The sequence below is a fragment of the Streptomyces cinnamoneus genome (assembly GCF_002939475.1).
In the GTDB taxonomy this organism is placed as follows: domain Bacteria; phylum Actinomycetota; class Actinomycetes; order Streptomycetales; family Streptomycetaceae; genus Streptomyces; species Streptomyces cinnamoneus_A.
Genome location: NZ_PKFQ01000001.1, coordinates 162,669 through 184,287, shown reverse-complemented (window position 1 = coordinate 184,287; position 21,619 = coordinate 162,669). Strand labels below are relative to the sequence as shown.

19 protein-coding genes and 3 pseudogenes are annotated in these 21,619 nt (G+C 69.5%); 13 read left to right on the top strand and 9 right to left on the bottom strand.

Annotated elements, in window-relative coordinates:
- The first annotated feature begins 90 nt into the window (after positions 1–90).
- From CYQ11_RS29325 to CYQ11_RS01010, 3 genes are all read left to right on the top strand, one after another.
- Complete coding sequence (locus tag CYQ11_RS29325) at positions 91–570, top strand: contact-dependent growth inhibition system immunity protein (RefSeq protein WP_240003393.1); 480 nt, start codon at positions 91–93, stop codon at positions 568–570.
- Positions 571–881: 311 nt separating this feature from the next.
- On the top strand, positions 882–2,111 hold the full coding sequence (locus CYQ11_RS01015) for a PP2C family protein-serine/threonine phosphatase (RefSeq protein WP_240003392.1): 1,230 nt from the start codon (positions 882–884) through the stop codon (positions 2,109–2,111).
- A gap of 317 nt (positions 2,112–2,428) precedes the next feature.
- Positions 2,429–3,418: a phage baseplate protein gene (locus tag CYQ11_RS01010; RefSeq protein WP_099199191.1), complete on the top strand. Its 990-nt coding sequence runs from the start codon at positions 2,429–2,431 to the stop codon at positions 3,416–3,418.
- A 50-nt stretch (positions 3,419–3,468) separates the two neighbouring features.
- Here the strand turns inward: CYQ11_RS01010 and CYQ11_RS01005 are convergent, their stop codons facing one another.
- Both CYQ11_RS01005 and CYQ11_RS01000 read right to left on the bottom strand, forming a co-directional pair.
- Positions 3,469–3,987, bottom strand: a complete 519-nt coding sequence (locus CYQ11_RS01005) for a hypothetical protein (protein ID WP_398779663.1) — start codon at positions 3,985–3,987, stop codon at positions 3,469–3,471.
- A 180-nt stretch (positions 3,988–4,167) separates the two neighbouring features.
- Entirely contained in the window at positions 4,168–4,383 is a 216-nt protein-coding gene (locus CYQ11_RS01000) for a superinfection immunity protein (protein ID WP_099199190.1), read from the bottom strand.
- 448 nt (positions 4,384–4,831) lie between these two features.
- Here CYQ11_RS01000 and rox point away from each other — a divergent pair, with 448 nt between their 5' ends.
- The 4 genes and pseudogenes from rox to CYQ11_RS00980 all read left to right on the top strand — a co-directional run bounded on the left by rox (position 4,832) and on the right by CYQ11_RS00980 (position 9,086).
- Entirely contained in the window at positions 4,832–6,289 is a 1,458-nt protein-coding gene (gene rox / locus CYQ11_RS00995) for a rifampin monooxygenase (RefSeq protein ID WP_099199189.1), read from the top strand.
- A 636-nt stretch (positions 6,290–6,925) separates the two neighbouring features.
- The gene (locus CYQ11_RS00990; protein ID WP_240003391.1) at positions 6,926–7,384 is read left to right on the top strand and encodes a spore-associated protein A; all 459 of its coding nucleotides are present in this window, start codon (positions 6,926–6,928) and stop codon (positions 7,382–7,384) included.
- A gap of 257 nt (positions 7,385–7,641) precedes the next feature.
- A pseudogene (locus CYQ11_RS00985) lies at positions 7,642–8,091 on the top strand (alcohol dehydrogenase catalytic domain-containing protein); the annotation flags it as partial.
- 2 nt (positions 8,092–8,093) lie between these two features.
- On the top strand, positions 8,094–9,086 hold the full coding sequence (locus CYQ11_RS00980; protein WP_099199187.1) for an alpha/beta hydrolase family protein: 993 nt from the start codon (positions 8,094–8,096) through the stop codon (positions 9,084–9,086).
- A gap of 132 nt (positions 9,087–9,218) precedes the next feature.
- Here CYQ11_RS00980 and CYQ11_RS00975 read toward each other — a convergent pair whose 3' ends face one another.
- Entirely contained in the window at positions 9,219–10,022 is an 804-nt protein-coding gene (locus CYQ11_RS00975; RefSeq protein ID WP_099199186.1) for an alpha/beta fold hydrolase, read from the bottom strand.
- Positions 10,023–10,159: 137 nt separating this feature from the next.
- Between CYQ11_RS00975 and CYQ11_RS00970 the strand changes: the two are divergent.
- Positions 10,160–11,019, top strand: a pseudogene (locus CYQ11_RS00970) (helix-turn-helix transcriptional regulator).
- Between the two features lie 76 nt (positions 11,020–11,095).
- Here CYQ11_RS00970 and CYQ11_RS00965 read toward each other — a convergent pair.
- Entirely contained in the window at positions 11,096–11,914 is an 819-nt protein-coding gene (locus CYQ11_RS00965; protein ID WP_099199185.1) for a methyltransferase domain-containing protein, read from the bottom strand.
- Positions 11,915–12,215: 301 nt separating this feature from the next.
- Here CYQ11_RS00965 and CYQ11_RS00960 point away from each other — a divergent pair, with 301 nt between their 5' ends.
- Positions 12,216–13,514: a ricin-type beta-trefoil lectin domain protein gene (locus tag CYQ11_RS00960; protein ID WP_099199184.1), complete on the top strand. Its 1,299-nt coding sequence runs from the start codon at positions 12,216–12,218 to the stop codon at positions 13,512–13,514.
- Between the two features lie 117 nt (positions 13,515–13,631).
- Complete coding sequence (locus CYQ11_RS00955) at positions 13,632–14,480, top strand: alpha/beta fold hydrolase (protein WP_146104626.1); 849 nt, start codon at positions 13,632–13,634, stop codon at positions 14,478–14,480.
- Between the two features lie 445 nt (positions 14,481–14,925).
- On the opposite strand, the gene CYQ11_RS00950 is transcribed toward CYQ11_RS00955, so the two are convergent.
- Together CYQ11_RS00950 and CYQ11_RS00945 are read right to left on the bottom strand one after the other, a co-directional pair.
- Positions 14,926–15,354, bottom strand: coding sequence for a VOC family protein (locus CYQ11_RS00950; RefSeq protein ID WP_099199182.1), 429 nt, complete (start codon positions 15,352–15,354; stop codon positions 14,926–14,928).
- A 321-nt stretch (positions 15,355–15,675) separates the two neighbouring features.
- Positions 15,676–16,590 carry a NucA/NucB deoxyribonuclease domain-containing protein gene (locus CYQ11_RS00945; RefSeq protein WP_099199181.1) on the bottom strand — a complete coding sequence of 305 codons (915 nt, stop codon included), beginning with the start codon at positions 16,588–16,590 and terminating at the stop codon, positions 15,676–15,678.
- Between the two features lie 97 nt (positions 16,591–16,687).
- Here CYQ11_RS00945 and CYQ11_RS29320 point away from each other — a divergent pair, with 97 nt between their 5' ends.
- Positions 16,688–16,825 (top strand): hypothetical protein, encoded by a 138-nt coding sequence (locus CYQ11_RS29320; protein WP_181143528.1) that lies wholly within the window; start codon positions 16,688–16,690, stop codon positions 16,823–16,825.
- Between the two features lie 479 nt (positions 16,826–17,304).
- Here CYQ11_RS29320 and CYQ11_RS00940 read toward each other — a convergent pair whose 3' ends face one another.
- Positions 17,305–18,144, bottom strand: a complete 840-nt coding sequence (locus CYQ11_RS00940; RefSeq protein WP_099199180.1) for an SDR family oxidoreductase — start codon at positions 18,142–18,144, stop codon at positions 17,305–17,307.
- Positions 18,145–18,235: 91 nt separating this feature from the next.
- Between CYQ11_RS00940 and CYQ11_RS00935 the strand changes: the two are divergent.
- Positions 18,236–18,608 (top strand): annotated as a pseudogene (locus tag CYQ11_RS00935) (winged helix-turn-helix transcriptional regulator).
- A 468-nt stretch (positions 18,609–19,076) separates the two neighbouring features.
- Entirely contained in the window at positions 19,077–19,634 is a 558-nt protein-coding gene (locus tag CYQ11_RS29110; protein WP_146104625.1) for a hypothetical protein, read from the top strand.
- Between the two features lie 123 nt (positions 19,635–19,757).
- Here CYQ11_RS29110 and CYQ11_RS00920 read toward each other — a convergent pair whose 3' ends face one another.
- Entirely contained in the window at positions 19,758–20,495 is a 738-nt protein-coding gene (locus tag CYQ11_RS00920) for a MerR family transcriptional regulator (protein ID WP_099199177.1), read from the bottom strand.
- Between the two features lie 40 nt (positions 20,496–20,535).
- The gene (locus CYQ11_RS00915; RefSeq protein ID WP_099199176.1) at positions 20,536–21,450 is read right to left on the bottom strand and encodes an alpha/beta fold hydrolase; all 915 of its coding nucleotides are present in this window, start codon (positions 21,448–21,450) and stop codon (positions 20,536–20,538) included.
- Positions 21,451–21,619: the final 169 nt, after the last annotated feature.

Here is a 21,619-nt window from a genome sequence, read left to right as displayed (position 1 = left end):
TTCCCTGGGCCGCATGGCCTCCCGGGTGGTCGCCCGTCACGGACGTCGCCTGGCCGTCACCGCGAGCAGTCGTCAGCGTCACGCGACAGCGTGGGCACTGCGACGGACGAGTGCCGGTCCAGAGCGGGAGAGAATGAGCCCCATGGATCATCTCTGCACCTCGACCGCACCCTCGACGAACTGGACCCTCCTCGCTGGGCGGCGCCGGCCGCCGAGGCGACCCACCTGGTCCGCAAGGTGCACGAGCTGCGGCGCCGGCCGCTGAGCGGCCTTGGTCCGGCGGATCTGCGCACGCTCATCTCGCAGGAGGTGGCCCTGCCGTACGTCCTCCCCCTCGCAGTCCGTCTCCTCCTTGAGGAGCCACTGCTGGACGCGTACTTCCACGAGGGCGACCTGCTGCTCGCGGCCGTCGGGGCCCCGGCCTCCGCCTGGGCAGCGCTGCCGGACCCCGCCGCGCGGCTGCGCACCGTGATCACGGCTCTGCCGGAGGCGGCGGTCGCCGGCCTGCCGCGCGGCGCCGCCGAGGAACTCACCCGCTTCGTCGCGCGGCCCGGATCATCACGTAGCTGACCTGACGACCGTCCCGCCGGCCTGCGGGACACACCCGCGAGGCGGCCCCGCGCCCTGGGCCACCTGACCTCGGCGGGCGTGGCGTGACCGGCGCGTCGGCGCGGTGCCGCCGCGCCGGAGGCTCGGCGTGCGGCACGCGTCGGCCAGGCGCAAGCTGGGGGAGTGCTGAAAGCGCAGCGCCTGGAGACGGGCGCGCCCGGCGCCGTCGGCCGTACCGGTGCCACGGTGGCCTGGGCGCGGCTCGCGTCGGCGGGGGGACTCGTAGGCAGTGGCTGAGGCCATGCGACGTGCCCCGGGGCCCGTGGGAAGAGGTGATCTCCGTGTCCGACCGGCCCCCCGCGCCCTCCACGGGCCCCGCCGAGCTGCACGCCGGAATCGACGACAAACAGCTGCAGGAGCTGATCTCGTCGGCGCACACCGCCATGCCGGTGGAACTCTCCGCACTGGTGCGCCGGTGCGCCACGGCGCTCGGCATGGACACGGCACTGATCTACCTCGTCGACCTGCAACAAAGACTTCTCGTTCCGCTCGACGAGCGGCATGAGCCGCTCCCGGTGGACGGATCGTCGGCCGGCTGGGCGTACCGTACGGTGTCACTGCGAGTGGCCGACGTGGACGACGGCGTGATCGTCTGGGTGCCGCTCGTCGACGGTGCCGAACGGCTGGGAGTGCTCGCCGTACAGTCCGCGAACCTCGACGGTCCGCGGTTGCGCCGAAGCCGGATGCTGGCCGACCTGCTCGCGATGGCCATCACCTCCAAACGGGCCTACAGCGACTGGCTGGTGGCCCGCACGCGCATCGCCCCCATGCGACTGCACGCCGAGATGATGCGGGCCTTCCTGCCACCGCGCACCATCGGCAACAGCGAGTGCGTCTCGACCGCGGTGCTGGAACCGGCCTACGAGCTCGGCGGTGACGCGTTCGACCACTCGGTGGTCAAGAACGTGCTGCACACCGCGATCTTCGACGCGATGGGCCACAACCTCGCCTCGGGCCTGACCACCTCGGTCGCCCTCGCGGGCGCGCGCAACGCCCGTCGCAGTGGTGCCGATCTGCCCGAACTGGTCGACACCATCGACCAGACGCTCGCCCAGTGGCTTCCGGACCAGTTCTGCACCGGTGTCCTGTGTGAACTCGACGTGTCCAACGGGGCCTTGCGCTGGATCAACTGCGGTCACCCGCCACCGCTGCTGATCCGTGACGAGCGGGTCATCGATCACGCCCTGGCCAACACCTCGCAGCCGCCGATGGGGCTGCCCTTCCAGCTCGCACCGGTCACCCGGGAGGTGCACGAGACGGCACTCGAACCCGGTGACCGGGTCCTGCTCTACACCGACGGTGTCACGGAAGCGCGCAGCGAAGGGGGCATGGAGTTCGGACTCGACCGGTTCACCGACTTCATCATCCGCTCCACTGCCTCCGGCCAGCGTCCGGCTGAAGTGCTGAGGCTGCTCATCCACGCGATCCTCGACCACGAGCGCAACGACCTGCGGGACGATGCGACCATCCTGCTCTTCGAATGGCGGCCGCAGAAGCGCTGAGGGGCTGACGCGGACGGCGGGGACAGCGTCCGTGCACGTCCGCCACGGCGGGACCGTATTCCGGGCGACATACGACGCGCTCTGCCAGACAGGCACGATCTGCGCGTACAGGTCGTCGGCCGGTCCCCGGTTGTGGGGTGCCCAGGACGGTGTCGTAAAGTCCTGCCACTCGCCCCCCGGGGACCACCCCTGGCCTGGGGTACGGCGCCTCCACGCAGGATCGTTCCCCCGGCCTCCGCTCTCCCACCGGACAGGACCGCTCCCGATCCGCCCGGGGCGTCACCATCCCCCGACATCCCGGCAGAAGAAGGAGACACATGTCCCGCATCGCTGGCTTCAGCCGCCGCTCCCTGCTCCGCGCCGGATCCGGACTGGGCCTGGCCGCGTTCGGCCTGGGCACGGCTGCTTCTCCCGCGTCCGCGGCCGTCCCCGCCTCGCAGCGCTTCGACCTGACCCAGGCGTCCACCGACCTGTACCGAGGCAAGCCGCTCCACGACGTGACGGTCCAGCAGGGCTTCGCCTTCGACAACGTCAACCGGCGCCTGTTCGTGGCACAGCGGCGCAACGGATCGGCGGACGCGGCCGGAGACCTGTGCGTCACCCAGCTCGACTTCGCGGGCAACTACGTCGGGTACATGCACCTGACCGGCTTCGGCCACGGCGTTGCCTTCGGTGCGCAGGGCGTGGGCAGCTCCACGTACCTGTGGACGGAGGTGGACGCGGACAACGGCTACGGTCAGCGCCTCGCCCGTTTCAAGTTCACCAGCGGCACGACGCTGTCCCACACGTCCTCCGCGCTGACGAAGTACACACCTGTCGCCGCGGCCACCGAGCACACCTGCTCCATCGACCCGGTGAACAACCGCCTCATCGTCCGCTACCAGCTCGGGGACGGCAAGCACATAGCCGTCTACGACCTGGCCGCGGCCACGAACGGCGACTTCAGCAACCCGCTCGCCGACTTCAAGCAGCCCACGCTCCCCACCGCGTCGTCCAAGTTCCAGGGATACGCCGCCTACGGCCAGTACCTGTACGTCATGACGGGCGACGACTACGAGACCAACGGCAAGGACTCCGACGGCAACTGGATCGTCGATTCCGAAATCACCAGCATCGACATGAACACCGGCACCATCAAGCAAGGCCCCGTCCTGACCAAGGCCGGTTCCACCCTCGACTTCCGTGAGCCGGAGGGCCTGGCCGTCTACCAGACGGTCGCCGGCGACGTCCGCCTCTTCCTCGGCTTCGCCTCGGGCCTTGAGAACGACCGCCGCTCCAACCTCTTCTACAAGGACGTCCTGGTCTAGGGCCCCGGCGGGGGCGCGGCCTTCGACGCGGGAAGCACGCGAATCAGGCGTCAGACCGCCACCCCCGTCACTCGCTCCTTGACCGTCGGAGAGCCACGTACGCGGCGAGACGGCCTGAAGCGCGGTGAGCGCCTGGTGGAAGGCCGGGCGACACCCCTACGGCCCCGAGGGCCCGGCGTCCCGGCTCGCGCGGCGGCCGCCGCCTCCAGCAGCGTCCAGCCGTCGACCTCCACCGCCCGCCGTTCCCCCGGCTGCCACCCGCGGGCCGTCGCCGCGTCGAGCAGGGCCCGGACGGCGCCCGGTTCGTGCAGGTTCAGGGAATCGCCGCGGGTGTACCCCACATCCCCGGAGCCCAGAGGGGCCCCGCCCGGGACGTACCGCTCCGGGCCCGCGGCGAAGACGATGCGCAGCGGGCCGCCGGCGCCGGCCGGCTGCGGGTACAACGTGAGGGTCTCGCGGCAGTGCGCGGACCGGCCGCCGTCCAGCACGCGGTGGCTGTGACGGAGCGTCCACAGGTACGCGCGCCCGTCGGCGACCAGTCGGCGGGGTTTCTTCGGGTGGCGGGGCACGGAGCCGAGGGTACGCGGCCTGATCCACAAGGCGCCCCTGGATTGTGTCCGCCGGGTCGGACGAGGCAGCCGTGCTCGTGCCGTGCGGGCCGCGCCCGCCCCCGCACACGGCCGGCCGGGAGCTGCCCGCCACCTGAGAGGTCGTGTCATCGACGAGGCGATCTCATCGACGAGGCGCCGTCAGGCGGGCTGGCTGCGGGCCGGGGCGGAGCGGGTCGCGAGGTGGAGGGCGACGGCCCAGCCCACGAGGGTGCAGCCGAAAACGAGGTTGACCGCCAGGACGAGCAGACGCTGGGGATGCCTGCGGCGGAACGCGATGACCGACGGCACGACGTATAAGGCCATGATGACGACGCCGAGGGCGACTGCCTCGAACGGTCCTATGTTGCTGAACATCGTCTCAGCCTATCCCGGTGCTCCCGTTTTACGACCCCGGGCGCTCTTGACGCCGATCCGTTCCCGCAGCTGTGTGCGGCTCTTGGGAAAAGCGGACCGTCACTGGCTTCGCCGTGTAGCCCGTCGGTGCCGCCGCACGCCGCCTACCGCGGTGCGGCGCCCGGTCCTCGGGGACTTCCTGGACCGTGAGGTGGGCCGCCGTCGCACCGTCCACCACGGCGAGGAGGAGCTGACCGCAAGGGACAGGAGTCGCTTCCCACACGGGGGCGCGGCCTTTGCCGCGCCGTCACACCAGGGCGAACTGCGGCAGGAACAAAAGGCAAAGGCAAGGAGGTCGTCCACTCCTCGCCACTCTTAACGTATAGCGCACTGGGGGGCTTGTGGCAAGGCCCGGGGTGTGCCGCAGAATCGTCGGCCGAGGCCAGGAACTGCGGAAACAGGGTTTTTCATGATTGACGTGATCATTGCCGGCGGCGGACCGACCGGCTTGATGTTGGCGAGCGAGTTGCGACTGCACGGTGTGCGCGTGGTCGTGCTGGAGAAACTGACCGAGCCGACAGCGCAGTCCCGTGGCCAGGGGCTGCACGCGCGCAGCGTCGAGATGATGGACCAGCGCGGTCTGTTGGACCGGTTCCTCGCGACCAGTGAGAAGTTCAGCGTCGGTGGTCTCTTCGGCGGCATCGTGAAGCCGTGGCCGGACCGGTTGGACACCGCGCACCCGTACGGCGTCGCCACCCCGCAGCCGGTCACCGAGCGGTTGCTCAACGAGCGCGCCCTCGAACTCGGTGCCGAGATCCGGCGCGGCTGCGAAGTGGTCGGGCTGAGCCAGGACGAGGACGGGGTGACCGTCGAGCTGGCGGGGGATGGGGGCGTAGCCGGCGGGGGAGGGGCACTGGTGCGCTCGCGCTATCTCGTCGGGTGCGACGGCGGTCGCAGCACGGTGCGCAAGCTGCTCGGGGTCGGTTTCCCCGGCGAGCCCGCCAAGGTCGAGACGCTGGTGGGCCAGATGGAGGTGACCGAGGATCCGGCGACGATCGCCGTTGTCGTCAAGGAAGTCAACAGGACCCAGCTGCGGTTCGGCGTCACTGCCCCCGACGCGGACGGCGTGGTCCGTGTCGTCGCGCCCGCCGACGGGGTCGCCGAGGACCGTGCGACCGAGCCGACGCTGGACGAGTTCAAGCAGCAGCTGCGGGCGTACGCGGGCACCGACTTCGGTGTGCACTCGCCGCGCTGGCTGTCCCGGTTCGGCGACGCCACCCGGCAGGCCGAGCGCTACCGGGTCGGGCGGGTGTTCCTGGCCGGCGATGCGGCGCACGTCCACCCGCCGACGGGCGGGCAGGGACTGAACCTCGGTGTGCAGGACGCGTTCAACCTCGGCTGGAAGCTGGCCGCCGCGGTCAACGGCTGGGCGCCGGAGGGGCTCCTCGACAGCTACCACACCGAACGGCACCCGGTGGGCGCGGCCGTGCTGGACAATACCCGGGCGCAGATCACGCTGATGGGAACCGAGCCGGGTCCGACGGCACTGCGGGAGCTGTTCTCGAAGCTGATGGACTTCGAGGAGGTGAACCGGTACGTGACCGGGATGATCACCGCCGTCGAGATCCGCTACGACTTCGGCGAGGGCCACGAACTGCTCGGCCGGCGGCTTCGCGACGTGACGTTGAAGCAGGGTCGGCGCCTGTACGAGCTGATGCACGGCGGCCGCGGGCTGCTGCTCGACCAGACCGGCCGGCTCTCGGTCGAGGGTTGGGCGGATCGAGTCGACCACGTCGTCGACGTCAGTGACGAACTGGAGGCGTCCGCCGTGCTGTTGCGACCGGACGGTCACGTGGCGTGGGTCGGTGACGACCAGCAGGACCTGCTCGGCCAGTTGCCCAAGTGGTTCGGCGCCGCCGTCAGCTGAGCGCACGCTTGGCGGCTCGTCAAGGGTTGGGGCGCTCACCGGGTGGGGCGCCCCGCGTCCGTCCCGCGAAGCATGAGAAAGGGCGTTGTCGGGATGACGACGGTAGAGCTCAGGCAGCGCACCGAAAACCGGGTGCCCGGCGCCCTATGAACTGGGAGGCCGATCTCCTGGACTGAGCCAGTCCAGCAGACGATGTGGAGCAGGTAGTCGTTCTGGAGGCGTGCACACACCGAGGGTCGGCGGTTTCCGACCCACGCTGGCGCGTGAGGAGCAACGCTCGGGGTTCGACTCCCCAATGAACAATGCAGCTCAGCACCGCGTACAGGTAACAGTGCACCACACACAGCACATCACCGCGTGCAGATCCAGGATGGCGAGGGCGGGTTCGGGGTTTCCACATCACAGCAGATGAGAGCAGCACGTCAGGCCTGCACAGGTGGCGTCTTCCGCCCTGGATACCGGGTCGATGACCCGGACGGCCAGGGGCTCGGGCCGTGTGGCCGGTTCTGAGTTGTGGGGTGAGGGGGGCGTGCAACCTCTTTGGGATGTGGGGTGTCTGTGTGGGCACGGAGACGGCCGTCCCGCGTACGTCCATCAACCGGCACCATGCGACTTGCGACTTCTTCGGAGGACACAGTGAAGTGTGCTGTAAGTACCCGCGTTGCGGGAGCTGCGCTGCTCGCCGCCGCCACGACCGTCACCGCCCTGGCGGCGGGCACCGGGACATCCGTCGCCGCCCCGGCACGCGCCGCCGCGTACAACCGTGAGTGCGGCACGGGGTACACGCAGGTCAACCAGATCCCGATCCCGGGTCGGGGGACGGTCTTCCTGACCTACAACGCCGCCACCGGCAAGAACTGCGTGGTCACCAAGCGGAACAGCTCGACCGGCTCACCGCTGTGGATGGGCTCCTGGCTCCAGCGCAACACTGAACTGAAGTCGAAGCAGGAACAGTACGGCTCCTTCACCTCGTACTCGGGCCCGGTCTACCTGGACGCAAAGGGCAAGTGCGTCGACTGGGGCGGCGAGATCGACGGCTATGTCGTGGCCCGGTACAAGACAAACTGCGCCACTCTCGCCCAGACCGAGCGGTAGGCCCGCTGCCCCGGAAGCCGGCCGGTGAGCGGAGCGGCGGGCGGCGGGACGTACGGCCCTGCCTGTCGCGCCGCTCGCCCCTGCCCCGAGCGTCCCGGCCGCCCGCCCCAAGCACAGTTCCTCGGCGGCACGTACGACGGCACGTGCCTGCGCCACGTCGCAATCCATTGCTCCCACCCCAGGCGACAACCAAAAGTTGTCGGCCTTGCCTGTCCGTTGTTGGCACGCGGGGTGGCCGCGGCGGTTGCATCGTCGGCATGCAAACACTGATTCCCACGGGGGATGCGGGGTGCCTGGTCGCCTTCGCCGAAGCGCCACAGCCCGTTCCGGAGCCCGGTGAGGCACTGATCAAGGTGGAGGCGTTCGCGCCGAACCGGGGCGAGACGTTCCTCCTCGAAGGCCCCCGCCCGGGGCCGCCGCCCGGCAAGGGCATTGCTGGGCTCGTCGTGCAGGCCGCCGCAAACGCCTCAGGCCCCGGCACCGGCACCCGCGTGGTCGGGCATCCGGCACATGGCGGCTGGGCCGAGTACGCCGCCGTACCCACGCACTCCCTCGCGGTGCTCCCGGACAGCGTCGACAGTGTCCGGGCGGCGGCCCTGCCCCTGGCCGGAGTCACCGCCTTACGCCTGCTGCGTACGGCCGGTTCCTTTGCCGGCCGGCGGGAGCTGCGTATCCGCGGCAAGGCCGTCCTGCTGACAGGAGGAACCCGATGAACGCCGTCGAATTCGCCGCCGCCCAGTGGACACGCGCCACCGGCGCGGGCGTCGATCCCCACGAGTACCGTCGCGTCACCGACGATCTCACCTCTGTCGCCGACTGGGGACCGTCGTTCCTGCGCACCGGACACGGCTACCTCCAGCGCGCGCAGGCGGCGCGGTCGTCCGTCTCGGCCGGTGAGTACCTGCTGATGGCAGCCCGCTGGTTCCACCTCGCCACGCTCGCGCCGTACGAAAGGGCACACCTGGCCGCCACCGAGGCGGACCACGCCTTGAGCAGGGCGCTCACGGTGCTGGAACCCGAAGCCCGGCGCGTGAGCGGGGAGGGGTTCACCGGCTGGCTGCGCGGCCCCGCCGACGCGCCCGGCACCGTGGTCGTCGTCCCCGGCCTGGACTCCACCAAGGAGGAGTTCCTCGATCTGGTGTCCGCGCTGCTGGCCAGGGGGCTGGCGGTGTTCGCCATGGACGGCCCCGGGCAGGGCGTGCTCGCGGCCACCACGACTCTCCGGCCGGAGTACGAGCAGGTCGTGGGCCGGGTCATCGACGCCCTCGGCGTCGCCCGCATCGGACTCGTCGGCCTCAGCCTGGGCGGGTATTTCGCGGCCCGGACCGCCGCGCTGGAACCGCGTGTGGCGGCGGTCGCCACCGTTAGCGGCCCGTTCCGCCTCGACTGGCGGGAACTGCCGCCGCCGGTGAAGGACATCATGGCCCGGCGCACGGGAGGGGCCGACGAGGCTCGCGCGTTCGCCGACCAGGTGGATCTCGCCGACCTGGCGTCCCGCATAGCGGCCCCGCTGCTGGTCGTGGATGGTGAGCGGGACGTCATTCCCGGCGTGACGAACGGTGAGAGGCTGGCCGGTCTGGCACCGCACGGCACCTATCTGTCGGTCCCGCACGGCGACCATCTTCTCGGTAACGCGCGACCCGACTGGTTGCCCCACGTCAGCGACCACATCACGCACACGCTGAGGGGCACACCGGCATGAACCACTTCACTGGGAAGACGGTCCGGGCCAGCCGGCGCCGTGCCGCCTTCCCTGGCTTGATCTCCATGGGGGAAGTGTGTGACAAGCCAGGGGCGCGCGTGCTCCGCCCGTAGCACCACCCGTGGTGGCCGGTCACATCGCGGGGGAGGCGTGGTCGTCGATGAAGTCGGTCACGAGCTTGACGAACGTGTCCTCCTGCTCGAAGAACATCACATGGCCCGCGTCGATCTCCGCGTAGGTGCTGTTCGGGATCGCGGCGTGAAGAGCGCGGCTGTGCTCGACGGGGACAGTGATGTCCTGGGTGCCACCGAGGACGAGGGTGGGGGCTTCGATGCGGGGCAGCAGGTGGCGGATGTCGACCCGCAGGTCGTAGGCGATGTGGCGCAGGGTGCCCACCGTGGGCGGCATGTTGGGGATCAGGGCCTCGAACGCGTCGCGGCCGATGCTGTTGAGGAAGCCACGGCTGAAGCCGGTCATCGCTACGGCGCGGCCGAAGGACTCGGGGTCGTTGGTGCCGAGGTTCTGCCAGAGCGTGAAGAAGCTGCGCAGGTATTCGTCACCGTCGGTGTGGGCCCAGCCCGCCGTCAGGATCAGACGTCGTACGAGGTCGGGGCGCAGGGCGGCCACGGTCGCGGAGACAGTGGCTCCCATGGAGAAGCCGAGCAGATCGACCGGTCCGTCTGCCGCGGCCTCGATGACCGCGATGACCTGGGCGGCGAGCCCCTCGGCGGTCAGCGGGGCGCCGTCGTCGACGGTGGCCTCCGTGCCCGACAGGTCGGGGGTGATCACGGTGCGGTGCCCGGTGAACCGGGGCGCCGTCTGCCCCCAGTTGACGGCTGCCCCCGACGACCCGGTGCCGTGGACCAGGACGAGCGCGGGGCCGGTGCCGGTCTTCTCGTAGTGGACCCGTGCGCCGTCGACGGTGATGGTGGCCATGGAACGCTACCTGTCTGATGTGCCGGGGCCCCGTGCTCCGGCCCGACTCACTCTGCCGCCCCGGCAAGGGGGCCGGGAGAGACCTCTTCACCCTGGGACCGGGAGTCCCTGGTTGAGCCGGCGACGCGCGTCGCAAGATGATCACCATGACGATCGACCGTGCCGCACTCGCCGACTTCCTGCGCCGCTCCCGCGATCGCGTGCGCCCGCAGGACGTGGGCCTTCCCCTCGGCCCACGGCGGCGCACCCCGGGGCTTCGCCGCGAGGAGGTCGCCCAGCTCGCCGGGATGTCGGCCGACTACTACATCCGCCTCGAACAGGGCCGCGGCCCGCAGCCGTCCCCGGAGATGCTCGCCGCGCTGGCCCGCGCCCTGCGCCTTTCCGAGGACGAACGCGATCACCTCCACCTGCTCGCCGGCCGGCGCCCGCCCGCCGGCCGGACATCCGGCGACCACGTCAACCCTGGACTGCTGCACCTCCTGGACCAACTGCCCGGCACCCCGGCGCAGGTCGTCGGCGACCTGGGTGACGTCCTGGCCCAGAACGCCATGGCCGAGGCGTTGCTCGGCGGGGTGTGCACGGTGTCCGAGCACGGCCGTAACATCATCTGGCGCTGGTTCGCCGATCCCGCCCAGCGCGCCGCCTACCCGGCCGACGAGCACGACTACTACAGCCGCCTGCACGTCGCCGACCTGCGGGCGTCCGTCGGCCGCCGGGCGGGTGACCCCGCGGCGACGCTCTGGTGGAGCGGCTGCGGGGGGCCAGCGAGGAGTTCAGCGCCCTGTGGGAGCTGCACGAGGTCGCCGTGCGCCGGGCGACGCGCATGCGGGTGTTGCACCCGCTGATCGGCCCGGTCGACCTCGACTGCCAGATGCTGCTCGCCCCGCAGGGAGACCAGCGGGTGATCTTGTACACCCCGCCGGTCGGCAGCGACACCGCCGACCGCCTCGCCTTGCTCAAGGTCGTGGGCACCGGCCAGTTCACGGAGAGCGTGTGACAAGCGGATTCCGCCGGGGACGTCCTGCCGACGCGCCCCGCCCGGCCGGGCATGCCGGGATGGGGGACCTGAGCCTCTACCGCTGTGTACGGACGGTGGGCACGGTGGCGGAGGTGAGGAAGTAGGTGACGGCGTAGAGAAAACGGTTGCCTTCGACCGCGTCGTCGAGGAGTGCGTTGAATCGGCGGGCCTCGGAGCGGTCGAGATGGCCGCGGTCGGCGAAGACGTCGGCCCAGTCGCGGATGCCCATCGTGCCGTCGACGGCACGCTTGTCGCGGATGACGAGGGTGTGAGGTTCCACCTCGACGTCGAGCAGACCGCGTGCGGTGAGGAGGCCGGGTACGCGCCGGGCGAAGGTGCCGTGACGGATGCTGACGGACTGGCGCAGGCCGAGGACCTTGGAAGCCAGGCGGTGGTCGTCGATGTCGAGAGCCTGGGTCGCGGTGTCCGGGTCACAGACGACGATGCGGCCTCCAGGGCGGGTGACGCGCACCATCTCGTCCAGAGTCCGGGCGGGACTCTCGACGTGCTGAAGGACGCGGTCCGCCCATACCCCGTCAAATCCCGCGTCCTGGAACGGCAGACAGTGACTGTCGGCCACGACCACCTGCTCCAGGCCCGCCCTCTTCATCTCGGCGCACATGGTCTGGGAAAGGTCGCAGGCGATGGTCTCGGCGCCCGTCTCGGCTGCGAGTTCCCGGGCGGCGTCTCCGGTCCCGGCCCCGACGTCGAGGAACCGCTGACCGGGCTGGGCCTGGAGCAGCTGGCGTAAGCGCCGTTTGTAGGAGGCGAAGAACGGTTCGGCTCTCAGGCGGTACAGCGCGTCGACCAGCCGTACGGGATTCGGGTGCGCGTCGATGTGGGAGAAGGCATGTGGCACGTAACGGTCGCCCATGGCCGGACCCTACGTCCTGCGTGCCCGCTGCGTCGGCCGAACCGCACGGCTCGGCCCACGCACACAGGAGGTGACACGGGGCGATCGGCTCTCTGTGCCGATGCGACCGCTCCGCGGACGTGGTCTTCACCCCGCAGTCCGGAAGCCCTCGTCCCGGCCGGCTATGCCCGGCCCCCGGCTCGCATGGATCCCTGCGTGATCGTTTGTCGGGTCGACGGCCTAGGATCACACCGGCCCGGGCCGCTGGAACGGCGGCGCCGGGAAGGAAACAGTAGGTCAACGGGGAAAGGCCAACGGGGACATGCGACTCAAGGGCAAGCGTCGAATAGCGGTCGTCACGGCGGGGGCCGTGGCGGCGATCGGGGTGACGGTGCAGCTGATGCCCAGCGCGTTCGGTACCGGCGACACCCAGACGGGCGCCGCGGGGCCGGCGAGCGCCGGGGCGATGGACGAGCCGTCCGGCTCTGCGGACTCCGGCGTCTCCGCATCCGACGGGACGGTCTTCCAGAACGGTGTCATGTCGCTGGGCGCGGCACCCGCGCACATGAGGGCGGCGGTGGCCGCGGCGCCCCAGGGCGAGGGCTGGAAGCTGGCCAACGGCATGACCAAGTCCCTCTCGACCGGCTACACGATCAAGTTCTACGACCAGAAATCCGTGGACTGGCTGGGCCGCTACGTGAAGGCGTCCGCCGCCGACCTCAAGCGCATCACCAACCTGCCCGTCACTGTCGACACCACCCCTGTGGGCTGGGACTACGTCAGGCCCAAGGGCGTGATCGTCATCGGTGTGCTCAAGCGCCCGTGCGTGCCGCCGGCGGAGGGCGGCCAGAGCGGCTGGAAGGTCGTGCGCGACGGCTCGGGCACCCCCAACCTGAGCTGCGGGCTCATCTCCTCGTCCCTCCCCGGCACGGTGACCAGTGGCCATGCCTACATCGACAGCGAGTTCTTCACCTCGGACGGCAAGCCCGCACCCTCCTGGGGTGAGACGTTCATGCGGAACCACATCAGCCACGAACTCGGCCACACCATGGGGCTGACGCACGCGGACCGCAGCGCGAAGCGGGGCGACTGCGCGCAGGGAAGCGACTCCGGCGAGAAGCCGGTGATGTGCACCGCGAACCACGGCTACCAGGACGACCGTGTGGGCACCTATGTCCAGCAGTTCGACCTTCAGGGCCTGCGCGTCCTCGCCGCCGGTGGCGGCGCGGCCCTTTCGCCGCAGGGCAAGGTGACGGGACTCGGCGGCAAGTGCCTGGACGTCAAGGGCGGGAAGGCGGCCAACGGCACCCAGATCCAGCTCTACACCTGCAACGGCAGCGCGGCGCAGTCGTGGATCCTGGAGAAGGACGGCACGTTCCGTGCGCTGGGCAAGTGCCTGGACAACGCACGTAACGCCGGCACGGACGGCAGCAAGATCGACCTCTACGACTGCAACGGCAAGCCGTCACAGCGCTGGTCGGTCAACGCGAAGGGCCAGATCGTGCACGTCGCGTCGGGCAAGGTCCTCGACGTGACCGGCGGCAGCACCGCTGACGGCACCAAGATCCAGCTGCACGCGGCGAACACCTACAAGCGCCAGCTCTGGACCGTCCCGAAGTAGCCCCGAGAGGACCCCCGGCGGGCCTCCACGGCCCCCGGGGGGGGACCCCTGGTGAGAGCGTCCCAGAGCTGCCCGGTCACTGTCCGCAGCACAGAATGTAGGAGGCATGTAGGTGTGATGTCGGCCGTCACGTACAAGATGGTGCGCATGACCGAACTTCTCGCATCATCTGACGACGTCCGCCCCCTCACCGCTCTCGACGACGGATCCGGGCCCAACCTGCTGGTGGTCCACCCGGGCGGCGGAGACGCGACAGCCTGGGACGGTGTCACCCGCCGCCTGACCGATGACTTCCGCGTCGTCAGGATCAACCGACGGATCTACGCTCCCGGAGCAGACATCGCACTACCCCACTCGATGGCCGTCGAGGCAGCCGACATCCTCCGCGTCGCGGAACTCCTCGACGCCCCGGTGCTTCTTGTGGGTCATTCCTCGGGCGCCGTCGCCGCGCTGGAAGCCGCACTGCTCGACCCGTCGGCGTTCGCCGGGCTGTTCCTCTATGAACCGCCCATGCCCACCCGTGAGTTGATAGCCGGGGCCGCGGGAGTGCGTGCCCGGGCCGCGCTGGACACGGGCGACCCCGTCGAGGCGATGCGGATCCACATGCGCGACATCGTCCGCATGCCCGTAAGCACGGTCGATGCGATGTTCGCCGACCAGGAACTGCGAGCGATGTGCTGCGCCCACGCGACGGCGCAGATCGCCGACGACGAGGCGATCGACGCGCTCGGCGTCGGTATCGAGCGTTTCGCCGACCTCAAAACGCCGACGACCCTGATCGAGGGAGACCTCAGCCCCGCCCACTTGCGTGAGCGCCTGTCCGACCTCGCGGCAACCCTGCCGAACGCGAGGATCGTCACGCTCACCGGCCATGGACACGCCGCCCACTTCACCGCTCCCGACGCACTGGCCGACGCCATCCGGGACATGGCGGAACAAGTCCTTCAGGCGGGAGGCAACCGGTAGTACCCCGACGGGTGAGGCGCTCGGTCTTCGCCGCCCCCGAGGCGTGGTCGCCGCTTGGCCAGGAGAGGACCTGCGCTCCGCCCCGGTCATCGGCAAGGTCGCCGAGCGGCTCGGCCGGACACCCGCGCAGGTCGTACTTGCGCTGACACCTCCAGCTCGGCAACGCCCTCATCCCCAAGTCCCTGACGCCCTCCCGCCTCCGGGAGAACACAGACGACTTCGCCTTCGAGCCGGACGAGAAGGACATGGCCGCGAACGGCGCCCTCGACACCGGCAGCCCCTGGAACCGGATCCGGACGAGTGGACCTCTGAGCCGCGGGGGAGGGCGGGCCCGGTGTTGCAAGGTCAACATCGTGGTGGTCGACGTGGGCCTGCCGGACGACGAGCCGGCGGAGGTCGCATGCCTTGCAGGCCGTGCCTCCTGTGGAGGGCAGGCGTCTGCCCCTCAGTCGAGGCAGAACTCGTTGCCTTCGATGTCCAGCATCGGGATGCACGCGTCATTGCCGTCATACAGCGTGCGCACATGTACCGCGCCGAGCGGGACCAGTCGTGCGCACTCGGCCTCAAGCGCGGCGAGGCGCTCTTCACCCACGAGTCCGGTGCCGACCCGCACGTCCAGATGCAGCCGGTTCTTGGCGGCCTTCCCTTCGGGGACGCGCTGGAAGTACAGTCGCGGACCCACGCCTGAGGGGTCGACGCAGGCAAACCATGCGTCCTGCTGCTCAGGTGGCTGCGAGCGCTTGAAATCGTCCCACGTGGCAAAGCCCTCGGGTGGCGGCGGTACGACGTATCCCAACACCTCGCACCAGAAGCGGGCGAGGCGCTCAGGTTCTGCGCAGTCGAAGGTGACTTGGAACTTCTTGATCGACATCACCGGGCCACCGTATGGGCACGTGCTTTTCAGCGAAACCCCCAGGGTGCCATGTAGTCGCTGTGAAACTGCGCTCCCGGCGTGCCGACAGGCACCCAGCTGCCGGCCCAGGTCCGTGCGTACTCGGTGCCGATGCCGGTGGCCAGGTACAGGGTTCCCGGGGCGGTCACTCAGTCCTCCCTTGAGCGCAGCACGACGCACAGGCAGACGTCGTGCGGGCGGCCGGGGCTGGTCTTCCGGCGCCCCGCGCCCCCGTAAGGGAACGCGGGGCAGTTGCGTGGTGCGGCTCCGCCGCATGGGCGCGGCCGGCGGGCCGGGTGCTTGTCAGGCGGGGATGGACACGATGAACGGATCCATGTCCAGGATGCGGTCAGTCTTGACCAGGCTGCCGTACGCTCCACCAGCCGCTTCGTTTTGCTTCAAGGGGACGTGGCCGCGAACGCAGGGTTCTCGATAGGTCACGGGGCGCCTGGGGTCGGCGTCGTAGACGACCCACTGGTTGTTCTCGAGAGTCGGGATGATCTCCGCGCACTGCGCCGCGTACTTGCCGCCCTGGAAGCTGCGGGCGAACGGGTATTCGTCGCAGGAGTCGTCCGGTACGACAGGAATGGGCACGAAGGGAGTGGTGCCGGTTCTCCCGCAGGTCCGCCGGTACCTTTCTTCGCGCTCCTTGTCGCTGATGTCGATTCTCCAGAGCGGGTTCCTCGGAGTTCCCCAGGCGTCGGGCAGCTTCGTCTCCGCGAACAAGTAGGTGACCGCCGCCGTTCCGTAGACGGACATGGGCAGCACCAGGTCGGGCTTCTTCTGCGGGGCCACGCAGCCGGCGGTCGACAGTTCGGCGTCGCAGCGGACCTCCACCTGGCTCGTCCACCTGACGGTGTGGTCACCCGGGGCGTCCTCTTCGACGGCGTAGAAGTCCGCGTGATAGCTCGGGTATATCGAGGTTCTGCCCTGGGTCACGCCGCTGTGGAATGTGACGTCGCCTTCCTTCTTCGCCCCTTCGCGGCCGAGCAGCGCGTGGCCGTCCCAGGGCTTGGCCTTGTTCATCGTGCAGTTGCCGGAACAGGAGGCATCGAAGGCGACGACGAGACCACGCACCCAGCCCGTGAACCGGGTGGCTTCGACGACTATGTGCTCGTCCCAGGAGGTATTCGTCGCGTTGAGGGTGGCGTTGGTGCTGATGCTGATTTCCCCGGTGCCTCGTACTGTGGTCGCGTCCTGACCGTAGAGGGTGTACATCTGTTTCTTGCTGTTAAGGCAGTAGTCGTGACGCGTGAAGCTGTAGCTGCCCGGTTCGGCGGGGCAGGGTGACGCTGTCGTCTGTACGGCTCCGGCCGTGGTGTCACTGGTGGGCGTTCCGGCCACGGTGGGCACGGTCTCCACACAGGCGAAGAACCCTCCGGCCGCGCGTGCCTTCGACCCGGGGGCGGTCGGAGCGCACTTCTTCTCGGAGGTGGAGGGGGAGGGCACCTGATTCCATCGGGGCTGCTGTTGGCCCGGAGCCTGAGGCGACAGGACGGCAAGGCGCTTGCCGTGTGCGGGTTTCAGCGGCCCGGGCGGTGCGGCTGAGGCGGTTTCGGCGAGGACTGTGGCGGCGAGAGCAAGCGACGCTATGGCCGCCAGACGACGTCTGGCACGTTTCACTGAGTCCCTTCCCGTTGTATGGGCGATTTCCCGTCCTCATGGTTCATAGGGCTGTTCGCACTCACGCGCAAACAGCTGAGTACCAGGGGCCTCCGGAGGCGCTTGGATTCGGAAGGCGCGCTTTGGCTGGATGTCGCTGCTGCCTTGACGGCAATGGGTCGCACCGGCCGGAAGCCCGGCGGATGGAGACGGAACGGATGCGTCGGTGCATGACCGGATGCCGAGCCGAAGCTACTGGTCACGCGTCCGAAGGCAGAGGCGGCCCCCACCAAGAATTCTGTCGAGCTGCTACAGCAGCGATGACCACTCTCAGCGAAATGCGGTGACGTTGCGGGTGGCCCAGCCGGCGAAGGAACGAGGGGCGCGGCCGAGGATTCGCTGCACGTCCGGGCTGACGCGCAGTTCGGCCGGGTTCGGGGAGCCGAGGATGTCCAGGGTGTCATCGGCGAGTTCCGCCGGCATGCTCTCGGTCATGGCGGCCTTGGCCTCGTCGCGGGTGAGCTCGTGGAAACGTACGGGTGCGCCCAGAGCGGCGGCGATGGCCTCCGTCTGCTGGCGCGGCGTGATCACCTGCGGGCCGGTCAGTTCGTACACGCCGCCCGTGTGCTGGTCGTCCAGGAGGCAGGCGGCCGCGACCTCGGCGATGTCCGCCGGGTCGATGACCGGCACCCCGATGTCGCCGAAGGGCGCGGGGACGACCCGGTGCGCGCGGACGGACTCGGCCCACCACAGGGCGTTGGAGGCGAAGCCGCCCGGCCGCAGGATGACCCAGTCCAGACCGGACTCCCGCAGCGCGTCCTCCAGTTCACGCATCGCGAGACGCGTCGTGCCGAAGGGCCTGCTCGCCACACCCAGCGAGGAGAGCAGGACGCCCCGGCGGACTCCGCTGGCCGCGGCTTTGCCGATGATGTCGGTCGGGCTGGCACCGGCGGCGTGCAGGTCGCCGGACAGCAGCAGGAACAACGCCTTCGCCCCGGTCAACGCGGGTTCGAGGCCGGCCGGCTCGGCCAGGTCGGCCGCCAGGTGGCGAACACCGTCCGGCACGGCTGCGGCATGCCGCGACACCGCCGTCACCTGCTCGCCGACTTCGGCCAGCGTACGCGTCAAGACCCGACCCACATTCCCGGTAGCCCCAGTCACCACGATCATGAACAGCTCCTTTTCCGACGTCCTGTGTGGGCATGACGCTAGGAGCCGGACTCACTCTTGGTAAGGACATACCTTTGGGTAAGCTCCTCACGTGAGGGAAGGCGCGCAGTTCATACAGGCTGATAAGCACGCGCGGTATGAGGTGCTTCACACCGACTGCCCTGCGCGCGATGTGGTCGACCATGTGACCAGCAGATGGGGGTGTCTGGGTGCTGATCTCCCTGCGGAGCAACAACCTCCGGTTCTACGAACTCCGCGAGTGCATCCAGGGCATCAGCGAAAAGATGCTTGCCCAGACCCTGCGCGCACTGGTCCAGGACGGCTTGGTCTGGCGACAGGTCGAGCCGACGACACCACCCCAGGTCACCTATGGGCTGACCGAGTTCGGGCAGGACGTCAGCGAGCCACTGACGGACCTGCTCGGCCGGATCACGCAGCGGCTGTCACCGGGCAGCACGCAATAGCAGGCGAATGAGCCGCCGGAAGGGCCCAACTGCTGTGGCCAAGCACCGCAGGGCTTGCTGAAGTTCTTGCCTGAGAAGGCGTATGCGTCGCGCGCGTTCTGAAACAACCTGCGGTGCCGCCGGATTCGGGCGGCGCCCCCTCGGCTTGCCCGCCAGGTTGCCAAGCGCAAGCCGCGTGGGCCGGTCCGGGGTCAGGCCGCCCACCTTCGACCGTGCCGCCTACCGGCAGCGGAGCACGGTCGAGCGGTGGGTGACACCCGCTGGCATCAACGTCTCACGCTTGTGATCAGCCGAAGCCGCCCCGGTGACCCGTGGCGTCTCAGGCGCTGCGGGGACCCGCCCCAAGCCTTGACTGGCACCCTTTCGGGTGAATTACGTCCCTAGCACTTATTGCGGCTTATGGTATCTGATGTGCTGGTGGGTGTCCCGGGGCAAGCCCGGGGTATCGCCCTGCAGGAGGCGCTGACCATGCGTTTCGCCAAAGGCTCGCGCAGTAGCACCCCTCGCCCGCCTCAGTCCACGCGATCCCGCACCCGGCTCGCCCGGAGCATCGGGACAGGCCTGGGGGCCGTTCTCCTGGCCGTCGCCAGTGCCACCTCCTCGGCGGCAGCCGACATCCCGCCCCGCACCACCAAGTCCTGCGGCGGCCCCGTGCCCCTTCCGCTCAGCGAGTCGTTCTCGCCGAGCACCACGGTCACGATGTACTCCCTGCCCTTCCACGCCGCGGAGAACCACACGGTCACCGTGGACGTCGCCGCCGAGCTGGACGATCCCTCAGGCAACCCCAGCCTGGGCACCATCGGTGTCGGCATGTTCCAGTGCTGCGACGTGAGCGACTCGGAGGTCAGGGCGCAGCAAGTGGGCAACATCGGTGCTGCCGGCAGTCCCGTGCACACGCACATCACGCAACAGCTGCCCAACAAGTGCAGCCTTCCCACCAAGGTCGGGACGGACTTCGTGTACTACCTGCGCCTGCGCATCGCCAGCAGCAGCCAGTCTGTCCACCTGTCCTACTCGGTGACCTGAACGCCTAGGAGTTCTCCGAGGGATGCTACGGCGCCCTTTGCCCGCCCGGCGGCCGACCTCATGCGTCGCGTTCGACATGCTGCGACAGGCCGGCAGCTGTCGGACGTGACCAGCGTGCCGGGCTCAGCTGCTGTGCCCGGCGGTTCGGCGCTGCGTGGCCCGGTGGGCGAGGGCATCGAGAATGCGTTGCCATGCCGGTGATGCCTCGGAGATCCGGGAAGAGACCAGCTTCAGATACCTTGGCTGGCCGCTGTCTCGTTCGTGTTTGATCTCCCATGCGTCCAGGTCGTCGATGAGCCGGTCCAAGCGTGGATCGTGGGGATCCCAGTCGACTGATTGGTCACAGGCGAGATACAGGCGCGTCGTCTCGGGGTCGTCGAGACTGGCGTTCTTGTCCCGTATCCGCTGCGGCATGGCGTGCGGATCCAGTGCCTGTATCAGAATCCACGAGTCGCGCTCCAGCCGTACCCTTTGTTCGCTGACTCCAAGGCTGCGCATCCGGTTCAGGATGGCGACCACCTCGAGGGGCAGGACAAGCCTTTCTCCGCTGGCCAGTTCAGTGATCCGACGGCGGTAACCGGTGAGCTGGTCGATCTTGCGCTGCAATTCGGCGTCGATGTCGGTGATGGCCGCGGCGAACTCGGTTGGCCGCGCGTGCAGCAGCGCGTCGATACGGGCCAGCGGAACACCGGCATCGGCGAGGGTCCTGATCCGGATGAGGTCCACCGCCGCTTGCGCGCCGTAGCGGCGGTAGCCGGAGGCATCGCGCTCGGGCTCGGGCAGCAGGCCGACGTGGTGGTAGTGGCGAACGGTGCGCACGGTCACCCCGGCGGTCGCCGCGAGCTGGCCGATCGTGAGCACCGTCCTCCTCGGGTCTTCGCGAAACGTGATGATGCCGAGTCTAGAGGCGAACCGCCCGGTCGACGACGTCGCGGATCGCCTGGACCACGGCATCGGGGCGGTCGAAGCAGAGCCGGTGGTGGACCGTGTCGGAAAGGATGCGTTGCTCCCCGTGCGAGACCGCGCTCACCAGGGCCGCGTCCATCTTCCTCTTGCCGTCGTGCATCTGCTGCAACGTCCGCTCCGGCATCAGCGCCTGCTGGGCTGGGTCGGTGCCCAACACGGTGAGAGCGACCATCGGAACGTCAGGAATGCCCGGCCCAGAGCGCAGTTCGGTGGCGAGTCCGGCCAATGTGCTGCGCTCGGCGATGCCGAAGCGGATCCATTCGTCACTCTCGTGGGCATCGATCAGCGGTTGTCGTACGTGCTCCGGGTAGTCCGCGAGCAACTCGCCGCGCATCTCGCGCAGGGCCGGGCGCATCTTTTCGAGCTGCTCCCGATCGGGCGCCAACTGCTCGCAGGCGGCGAGATGCATTGCTGGCGGCAGGAACGCGTCCCAGTCGCGCTGGAGGGCGTCCAACCAGACCAGTCCCGCCACGTCCTGCGGGTACAACTGCGCGAACCGATGCGCGTAGAGGCCGCCGAGGGAGTGCGGCACCAGAACGTATGGGGCGGGGATGCTCTGGGCGCGCAGCAGCTCGCGCAGTTCCGTGGCGACCGCCGCGGCGGTGCGCGGCAGCGGGAGGGGATCGCTGTAGCCCGTGCCGCCGCGGTCGTACACCACAGCGGTGGTGAACTGCGAAACCCCTTGCTGGACACCGAAATAGTCCAAGCCGACCGCGCTGGCGCCCGGCAGGAACACGACGGCCGGTCCGCCGCTGCCCGACCGATGTACGAACACGCGGTGGCCGTCGATCTCCTGGAACCCTCCGACCGGCGGAGCGAGCCGAGCCGAGGAAGTGATGTTGTTCGTCATGCGACGACTGTCCAACCCTGACGCAGGGTCAAGGTCAACCAGGGCAGTGTGCGGCGGTCGATCAACTGGGCCGGCTCACCCGGCGGCAGCACCCGGCGGTCGGGCGCAGCCCCGACCCGCCCGCTGGGAGCCGGACAAGTTCACGGCGGCCGGCTTCCGGGTACAGCCG